Here is an 8,803-nt window from a genome sequence, read left to right on the forward strand (position 1 = left end):
GTGACGTATCTCCGAGTGATGGCTTAACTCGTGCGGTCAGGGCGCTCGAATCGCGACGGTCGCGACGCCGGAGAGTTCGAGTTCGTCCCCCGGCTCGACCGGTTCCCGGTCGCCCTTCTGGAGCGTCCGACCGTTGAGCCGAGTCGGGTTGTCACCGAGGTCGACGAGGTAGAACGCGTCGGCCTCGCGGACGAACCGGACGTGTTCGCGGTGGATTCGGACCGCCTCGTCCTCCGGCCGTCCGGCGTCGATGAGCGCCGCTCGGATCTCCCGGCCGACTTTGTCGCCGTCGGCGACCGGAATCCCCTCGCCGCTGACTTCGAGCACCAGCGAGTCCGGGACCGGTTCCGCCCCGTCGCCGTCGCCGCTCTGAGACTCCAGAGCCTCGACGGCGTCCTGACTCTCTGACTCCTCCCCACCGGATTCCCCGCCCCGGTGCGCGTCGAGGTCCTCGCCGCAGTTCATACAGAAGTTGGCGTCCCCGTCGACGTCCGCGCCACACGCCGGGCACTCCGTGAGGGGTTCGGGTTCGCCCGGTTCGAGGTCCTGTACGTCGGCTCCACACTCCAGACAGAAGTTGGCCTCGGGATCGAGGTCGGTGCCACACTCCGGACAGTCGACGGTCGCCTCGGCGTCCGTCGTTTCTCGATCCTCGGTTTCCTCGTCTGCCGCAGTCGATTCCTCGGCGGAAGTCCCTTCGTCGGCCTCTGGGAAGTCGTCCGTCGTCTCGTTCTCCGGTTCCGCCTCGACGGCTACTGCGTCGTCCGCTTCGGCATCGGATTCGTCGATTTCGGCCGCCTCGGCAGCCGATTCCTCGGACGCCGGTTCCCCGCCCGCCGATTCCTCGGGGGCGGTCTCGTCGGCCCCCGCGTCGGTCGCCGTCTCGGACGTCTCGGCGGGCGCGTCGCTCGTCGCCACCTCGGCGTCCGGTTCGGTCGATTCGTCGCCGGTCGGTGCGCCCGAGGAGTCCGGGGCCGGCTCCGCGTCGGCGGCGTCGGCGGGCGCACCCGCTTCGGCCGCTTCCGCTACGTCTTCGGTTTCGGCCGCCTCGGTGTCCTCGTCCGCCTCGCTCTCTTCGACCGTCTCACTAACGGCGTCTGTCTCGTCAGCGTCGTCTGTAACCGTTTCGGCGGTCGGCTCGGCGTCGGCGACGGAGTCGCCGCCGTCGGTATGCTCGGCCGTCTCGGAGAGGAGGTCGCGGTCAGATTCTTCCTCGGTCGTTTCCGCGGACGCGTCGCCGTCCGCTTCGGTCGCCTCGACCGCACCGCTATCGTCCGTATACTGCCACTCCCCGCACTCCGGATTCGTACACCACCCGCCCGCTGCCGTCGGGTCGAACTCCTCCCCACAGATCGGGCACTCCACCCCTTGTTCGGTACTTACATCTGACATACTCGTTCGTTGGCGGATTTCACGGCGAGAAATAAAACGTTACCCCTGAAGTTCACTCGTCTGACATTATCAGCGTCTCGCGGTCCGCGACGTCCTCGTCCGGATCTGCGGCCCGCACGGGCAACCCGCCGGCCGCCGGGGTCGCCGGAAGCGCGTCGTCGTCGAACACGAGCACGGAGATGTTGTCTTTCCCGCCGCGGTCGTTGGCCAGCGAGACGTACTCCCGGGCGGCGTCGGAGAGCGAATCGGCGTCCAAGAGGACGTCCCGAATCTCGTCGTCGGTGACGACCGCCTCGCGGACGGTCTCGGCCGCCGCCTCGGAGCGGCCGGCGTCCACGTACTCCTCGTAGAGTTCCGGCGCGTCGGTCTGAGCGTCGATGAGACCGTCACTCGTCGCGAGGACGGTGTCCTCGGCGTACAGCCGGACGGTTCGCGTATCCACATCGACGAAGGCCCGTTCGGGGTCCTCGTGACCGGATCCGCCGAGCGCCCGCGTGATCTCGTTGCCGTTCGGGTGGACGTGCGCCTCCACGTCGTCTATCTCCCCGGCGTCGGCCATCTCCTCGACGACGGCGTGGTCTTTCGTCAGCCGAACGATCTCCTCGCGGGCGTGGTTGACGAGATAGGCGCGGCTGTCGCCCACCCAGCCGAGGTGGAGTTTGCCGTCGGCGTAGACGCCGGCGACGAGCGTCGTGTACGACTGCGACCCCGAGTCGTCGGCGTATCGGATGATATCGCGGTGGGCCTCCACGACGGCGCTCTCGATAGCGGCCTGTACGTCCTCCGGGCCGAGCGTCTCGGGAAGCACTTCCGGGCCGATGTCCACGTCGAATCCGTCCGGATAGCCCCGAACCGAGCGGATGGCGACCGGGGCCAATCGCTCGGCGACGACCGTCGTCGCGATGTAGGAGGCGGCGTCGCCCGCGTCGTGACCGCCCGCGCCGTCAGCGAGGACGAACACGCCCGCCGATCGGTTGGCCGGGCGGCCCTCGCGTTCGCTCTCCGCGTCCCCCTCGCTCGTGTCCTCGTCTCCGCTGTCTCCTGCGTTCGTGTCCGCGTCCGCCACATCGCCGCTATCGGACGGACGTCGCTGGCCTCGATAGCCGCCGCGGTGTCCCTCCTCGAAGACGGTCAGCGAGAGGCTGTCCTCGTTGATTCCTCGTCCGCGCTTCCGGTCGCCGATGTCGTAGTTGGTTGCGTATCGCATGATTACTCGGGGTGAAACTCGAAGGTGACGCCGTAGGTCGGGTGGACGAGCGAAACGAGGTCGCCGTCGCGCAGTCGCACCGACTCCGGCGGGACGTCGCCGTGTCTGTCGGTCGGGTCTTCGCCCTCCTGTCGGAGTCGCTCGCGGCCCGCCTCACAGAGCACTCGCTGCCACCCCGCTCCCTTCTGGACGAACGTGCCGTTGAGACTCCGGTCGACGAGGTGCCACTCCCCGTCACGGGTGTCGAACTGCACCTGCACCGAGGAGATGTACTCGCCCTGCGGGTCCTCGATGGTGATAGAGGCCGGCGGGCCGCTCGCTCCTTCACGGCCGATGGTGTCGCCGGGTTCGACCGTGAACTGCTGGTCGGCCTGGATGTACCGCACCGAAGCGGTCGACGGCGGCGTCGGGTCCTTGGCTTCCAGCACGTCTCTGAGCACCGTCGCGTTGCGGTATCGGTGCCGGTAGTCCGACTGGGTCGCTCGCTCGACGATCTCGGCGAGGTAGTCCTCGCAGTCGGCTCCAAACTCCTGCGGGTTGACGCCGTCTTTCTTCGGGACGCTCCCTTTCAGCAGGAAGAGCAGGATCTTCCCGATGGAGTAGACGTCGGACCACGGCCCCTGCCGGACGTCGGTCCGACTCGCCTCCGCGACCTCGCGGGGCTTGAACGGCCCGAGGATGGTCGTCCCGTTGTTGCCCGTCGCCGGGTCGCCGGTGGCGTCGAACCCCGTCGCCGTGTTGAAGTCGATGAGCGTCGGCGTGATGTCCGGCGTCAGCATCACGTTCTCGGGTTTCAGGTCCCGGTAGACGATCTCGTTCTCGTGGAGGAACCCCATCGCGTCCGCGAGGTCGATGCCGATCTGGCGGACCTGTTCGGTGTCCTCGATGGGACCGTGCCGGTCGATGACGCCGTCGAGTTCGATACCGCCCTCGACGAGTTCGACGACGAGGAACGGGACGTCGCGCTCCCGGACCGTATCGCAGAGGTCCATCACGTTCTCGTGGCCGCCCGCCGCGGCGATGCGTTCGAGCGACTCCGCCTCCTTCTCGAAGTACTCCTCGATGACGCTCCGGTCGTTCTGTGACTCCGTGTAGTTCGGGTGCTTCAGGACGACGGCGTCGCCGGTCTCCCGGTCGAGCGCCCGGTAGGCCTTCGCGAACCCGCCTTTCCCGAGGAACTCCTCGAGTTCGTACCGACCGCCGACGACGTCACCCGGTTCGGGTTCCCACGTCACGGTGCTCACCGTCGGACCCGGTCGGCCGCCTCGCTCGCGTCACTCGGTTCGCCCGCCGTCACTTCTGGAGTCCTTCGTCGGTGACGATCTTCGTGGCCCTGCTCTGTTCCTCGCGGCCGCCCTCCATCACGATCCGCGTCTGGCGCTCCGCGGACTCGACGGCCTCCGCGTCCGCGCCGTGGACTCGGGTCATCCGCTCGATCTGCGTCTGGGCTTCGGCGACGTTGCCCTTCCCGAGTTCCGTCTTGATGACGGTCTGTCGGTGGTCGATGTCGACCCGTTCGTTGTGCTCGCCGAGTTTCTCGGCGTCGTCGGTGTACTCGACGGTGATGGCCCCCGTCGCCGTCTCGCCGCCGGCGGTCAGCGTCACGTCCGCGAGCGTGACCTCCTGTCCGACCTCGCGCGGCGGCGCGTGTATCTTCAGAACGACACGCTGAGTCTCGCGGTCCAACAGGTCCGGTAGCTTGATCACCGTCGAGTTATCTTGCCACTCGGTCGTAACTTCTTGTGTCTGTGGCAGCGCGCGGTAGACTTCGCTTACCTCGACGCCCCCGGCCGCGTCGAGTTCCAGTTGCGCGTCGGGCGCGACGAGCGTTCCGGCCTCCTCGACGGCGTCGCCGAAGAACTGCTCGATGTCGCCGGCCGCTTCGAGGTGGGTCCACTCCCCCCGCGCGGTCGAGCCGAGCGTCCGAATCGTCTCCTTTCGGTAGTCGCTACCGATGCCGGCCGACTTGATGCGGATGCCCTCGGCGTCGATCTCCCGCGCGAGCGTCTCGAACTCGGGCGGGTCGTGGCTGTTGTCCTTGCCGTCCGAGAGCAAGAGGAGTCGTCGCGCGGTGGTGGCATCGTCCGGAAGTCGACGCAGGGACTCCGCGGCCGCTGCGAGCCCCCGATACATGTCCGTGCCGCCGCCCGCGGTGATGGCGTCGAGGCGGTCCATCGCCTCCTCGCGCGAGATGTCGCCCCACCGCGTCGCGTCGAGGACCACCTCGACGTCGCTGTCGAAGGCGACGATGGAGACGTAGTCGTCGTCTTCGAGCAGTCCGAACACCCATTCGGCCCCCGACCGAGCGCGTTCGATGTCCTCGCCCGCCATCGACCCGCTCGCGTCGATACACAGGGCAATCTGTCGTGTCGGTCGTTCGTCCTGTCGGCCGGGTTCGACTTCGATCTCGGCCGTCAGTTTCGCCCCATCCCCCGGGACGTGTGGCCGGTTAGCGTCGGTCACGACGTTCGCGGTCATACTGGTAAGAGGGACTTACGACCTAATTATAAGTTTTCCCCACAGAATCAGGAGAGAGAAAGCCGCCGCGGCGCGGGCCGTTCGATAATCCTTAATAGGAATTGCCGACTCAGTTAATACATGACCGTCGTCAGCGTCTCCATGCCGGAGTCACTCCTAGAGCGCATCGACGAGTTCGCCGAGGAACACGGTTACACCGGCCGGAGCGAGATCATCCGCGAGGCCAGTCGGAACCTACTGGGCGAGTTCGAGGACAAGCGACTGGAGGGCCGTGAACTCATGGGGATCGTCACCGTCCTCTTCGACTACGACACGACCGCCGTCGAAGAGAAGATGATGCGCCTGCGCCACGAACACGAGGGCCTCGTCGCGTCGAACTTCCACAGCCACGTCGGCGAACACCGCTGTATGGAACTGTTCGTCCTCGAAGGGACGCTCGAAGAGATCTCGACCTTCGTGGGTAAGATTCGCGCCACCAAGGACACGCTGAACATCGACTACTCCGTCGTCCCCGTCGACGAGTTCGGGACGCTCGCCGACGTGGAGTGAACCGGTTCAGGCGGGAACCAGTCGCCCGACCAGTTCGTCCACCGCGTCGAGCTCGTCCTCGTTGACGCCGTGTCCCATCCCCTCGTAGATGCGTTCGTCCACGTCCCCGTTCAACCGCTCGAAGACGTCGCTGGTCTCGTGAACCCGCTCCAGCGGGATGTGCGGGTCCACGTCGCTGCACCCGAGGAACACCGGCGTCTCCTCGATATCGCCGTCGTACTCGTCGGGATTTACCGACTCGCCGATGAGGCCGCCGCTCAGCGCCGCCAGCCCGCCGTATCGGCGGGGGTTTCGCGCGACGTACTCGCTAGCGAGACACGCGCCCTGCGAGAATCCCAGCAGGAATATCTTCTCCGTCGGAATCCCCGCGTCGTTCGCTCGCTCGACCGCGTCGCCGACCGCCCGTAACCCCGAACTCCGCCCGGGTTCGTTCTCCTCGACCGGAGAGAGAAACGACTGCGGATACCACGTGTTGCGGGCGGCCTGCGGTGCCAGCAGCGCGAGTCCGTCCCGATGGACCTCTCGTCCCATTTGGACGATACTCTGTGCCGTCGCTCCGCGGCCGTGGACCAGTACCATCGCCGCCTCTGCGTCGTTCAGCGAGGTTCCGGCCGTGACCAGTTCCTGGTTCTGGTGCGGCCCGTTCATGACCGATCCTCCCTCGTCAGATCGTTCGTCGCCATACGGACGATGTGCGCTCCATCCTTTTCACTGCCGCGTGTTAGTCCCTGACAGGACTCGCGCTCGCGAACGAGACGACCGGCGATTCCGTCGCCAAAGCCTCTATACGACGGTCGGCCGAGGATACGGTATCCGATGGCAGACCCACCTCCCGAGATCGACGCGCTCGTCTCCCAGCTGACCCGTGCCGAGAAGCTATCGCTCGTCCGCGGGACGCGCGACCCCGAAGGGACCGCGACCGGCTACCTCGCCGGCGTCGAACGTCTCGACGTCCCACCGTTTCGCCTCGTCGACGGTCCCCTCGGCGTCCGCGCCGAAGGCGAGCGCTCGACCGCGTTCCCCGCGTCGCTCGCCACGGCGGCGTCGTTCGACCCGGCCCTCTCCCGCGAACAGGCGGCCGCGATGGCACGCGAAGCCACCGCACACGGTCAGCACGCGCTACTGGCCCCCGGCGTCAATATCGTACGAGTACCTCACTGCGGGCGGAACTTCGAGTATCTCTCGGAGGACCCCGTGCTCGCGAGCGAAATCGGCCGAGCGCTCGTCGAGGGGATTCACGACGAAGACGTGGTCGCGACCGTCAAGCACTTCGTCGCCAACAATCAGGAGACGAACCGGACGGCGGTCAGCGCCGACGTCGACGAGCGGACGCTTCGAGAGCTCTATCTCCCGCCGTTCCGCGCCGCCGTCGAAGCCGGCGTCGGGTCGGTGATGACGGCCTACAACCGGGTGAACGGCACTCACATGAGCGACCACGAGCCGCTCGTCACCGACCTCCTCAAAGACGAGTGGGGGTTCGACGGCTACGTGGTCTCCGACTGGTACGGGCTGGAGACCACCGTCGGCGCGGCCAACGCCGGATTAGATCTGGAGATGCCCGGCGTCCCCGTCGAACCCGAAACCGGCGACGCCGACGAGTTCGAGTGGCCCGACGGGATCCCGGACGCGACCCGCGCGGGCCTGTTCGGCGACCCCTTGGCCACCGCCGTCGACGACGGGTCAGTCTCGGCAGACCGCCTCGACGACATGGTCTCCCGCGTCCTCGGGCAGATGGCCCGAATCGGCCTGCTCGACGGAACCGAACGCACGGGCGAACTCGACAGCCAGCGTCACCGTGATCTGGCCGAACGGGTAGCCGCTCGCGGGACCGTCCTGCTCGACAACGACGGCGTCCTGCCTCTCTCAGACGATGCGGACGTGGCACTCGTCGGCCCCCACGTCCACGAAGCGAAACTCGGCGGCGGCGGCTCCTCGGAGACGACGCCGTTCGTCTCCCGGAGCCCCGTCGACGGCCTGAAATCTCGGGCCACCGGATCAGTGACTACAGCCCGCGGTGTCGAGGCAATCGAATCCGTCTCGCTGTTCGACCTCCTCCCGTTCGTCGAGGGCGGCCGCGACGACGAGCGTTCCGCGCCCGACGGCGATCCCTCACTCTCCGACGCCGTCGACGCCGCCGCGAACGCCGACGCCGCCGTCGTCGTCGTCCGTGACGCGACGACCGAAGCGCGCGACCGCGACGCCCTCTCGCTCCCGGGCCGACAGGACGAACTCGTCTCGGCCGTCGCCGCCGCCAACGATCAGACAGTCGTGGTCCTCCGCTCCGGCGGCCCGGTGGAGACCCCGTGGCGCGACGACGTCGCCGCCATCGTCGAGTGTTGGTACCCCGGCCAATCCGACGGCGACGCCTTGGCGTCCGTCCTCTACGGCGACCGGGACCCCGGCGGCCGACTGCCGGTCACCTTCGCGCCGACGGAGACCTATCCGACGAGCGACGAACGCCGCTTCCCCGGTGTCGACGGCGTCGCCCACTACGACGAGGGCGTCTTCGTCGGGTACCGGTACTTCGACGCGACCGACAGTGTACCGACCTATCCCTTCGGTCACGGCCATTCCTATGCAACCTTCGAGTACGGCGACGCGGTCGCTATCGACGAGAGCACTGTCGAAGTGTCCGTCGAGAACGTCGCCAGTCGCCGAGGGCGTGAGGTCGTACAGGCGTACGTCCGACCGCCCTCCGTCGACGGCGTCGAACGACCGCGCCGGGAGCTCGCGGGCTTCGAATCGCTCTCGCTGTCGCCGGGCGAGTCACGAACCGTCTCGCTCTCCCTCAACGATCTCGCCTTCTCGCGCTACGACGCGGATCGCGGTTGGACTGTCGATGCCGGTGCGTACACCGTCGAGATCGCGCGCTCCGCCCGCGACGTTCGAGAGACCGTCACAATCGACCGCTGACCGCGCAGTTGCGAAACCGCCGCTGAAGGCTTTCCCGCTCGGCGAACTGTCTGTTCGCCGCTATCGCTACCCAATAAATACGAAAAGCCCACGCGGAGAGGACAGATACCTCTCCGCGCGGGCTGTAATGAATATAGGGAATGAATGGTGGCGGCGAACCAAATTTCCCAGAGGCTCGCGCACTCCAGTACTCGCTGGAACGCTGGTGGGCTTATCTTCCGTGTTCGGGATGGGTACGGGAGGCAACCCCACCGCTATGGCCGC

Annotated in this window: 7 protein-coding genes and 1 rRNA gene; 2 read left to right on the plus strand and 6 right to left on the minus strand. The window is 67.2% G+C overall.

The window, feature by feature from the left end:
• Positions 1-36 precede the first annotated feature (36 nt).
• Genes EGH23_RS06575 through EGH23_RS06590 form a run of 4 tightly spaced genes read right to left on the minus strand, consistent with a single transcriptional unit; the run spans position 37 to position 5,077 of the window.
• Positions 37-1,392: a double zinc ribbon and FHA domain-containing protein gene (locus EGH23_RS06575; protein ID WP_220579181.1), complete on the minus strand. Its 1,356-nt coding sequence runs from the start codon at positions 1,390-1,392 to the stop codon at positions 37-39.
• 52 nt (positions 1,393-1,444) lie between these two features.
• Positions 1,445-2,599 (minus strand): PP2C family protein-serine/threonine phosphatase, encoded by a 1,155-nt coding sequence (locus EGH23_RS06580; RefSeq protein WP_220579182.1) that lies wholly within the window; start codon positions 2,597-2,599, stop codon positions 1,445-1,447.
• Positions 2,600-2,601: 2 nt separating this feature from the next.
• On the minus strand, positions 2,602-3,834 hold the full coding sequence (locus EGH23_RS26985) for an FHA domain-containing serine/threonine-protein kinase (RefSeq protein WP_220579183.1): 1,233 nt from the start codon (positions 3,832-3,834) through the stop codon (positions 2,602-2,604).
• Positions 3,835-3,892: 58 nt separating this feature from the next.
• Entirely contained in the window at positions 3,893-5,077 is a 1,185-nt protein-coding gene (locus tag EGH23_RS06590) for a vWA domain-containing protein (protein WP_220579184.1), read from the minus strand.
• 120 nt (positions 5,078-5,197) lie between these two features.
• On the opposite strand from EGH23_RS06590, the gene EGH23_RS06595 reads away from it, so the two are divergent.
• Positions 5,198-5,626: a CopG family ribbon-helix-helix protein gene (locus EGH23_RS06595; RefSeq protein WP_220579185.1), complete on the plus strand. Its 429-nt coding sequence runs from the start codon at positions 5,198-5,200 to the stop codon at positions 5,624-5,626.
• Positions 5,627-5,632: 6 nt separating this feature from the next.
• On the opposite strand, the gene EGH23_RS06600 is transcribed toward EGH23_RS06595, so the two are convergent.
• Complete coding sequence (locus EGH23_RS06600) at positions 5,633-6,274, minus strand: alpha/beta hydrolase (RefSeq protein WP_220579186.1); 642 nt, start codon at positions 6,272-6,274, stop codon at positions 5,633-5,635.
• A gap of 168 nt (positions 6,275-6,442) precedes the next feature.
• Here EGH23_RS06600 and EGH23_RS06605 point away from each other — a divergent pair, with 168 nt between their 5' ends.
• Complete coding sequence (locus EGH23_RS06605) at positions 6,443-8,539, plus strand: beta-glucosidase (protein ID WP_220579187.1); 2,097 nt, start codon at positions 6,443-6,445, stop codon at positions 8,537-8,539.
• 145 nt (positions 8,540-8,684) lie between these two features.
• Here the strand turns inward: EGH23_RS06605 and rrf are convergent.
• A 5S ribosomal RNA gene (gene rrf / locus EGH23_RS06610) occupies positions 8,685-8,803 on the minus strand; the annotation flags it as partial.

The organism is Haloarcula nitratireducens, assembly GCF_019599505.1.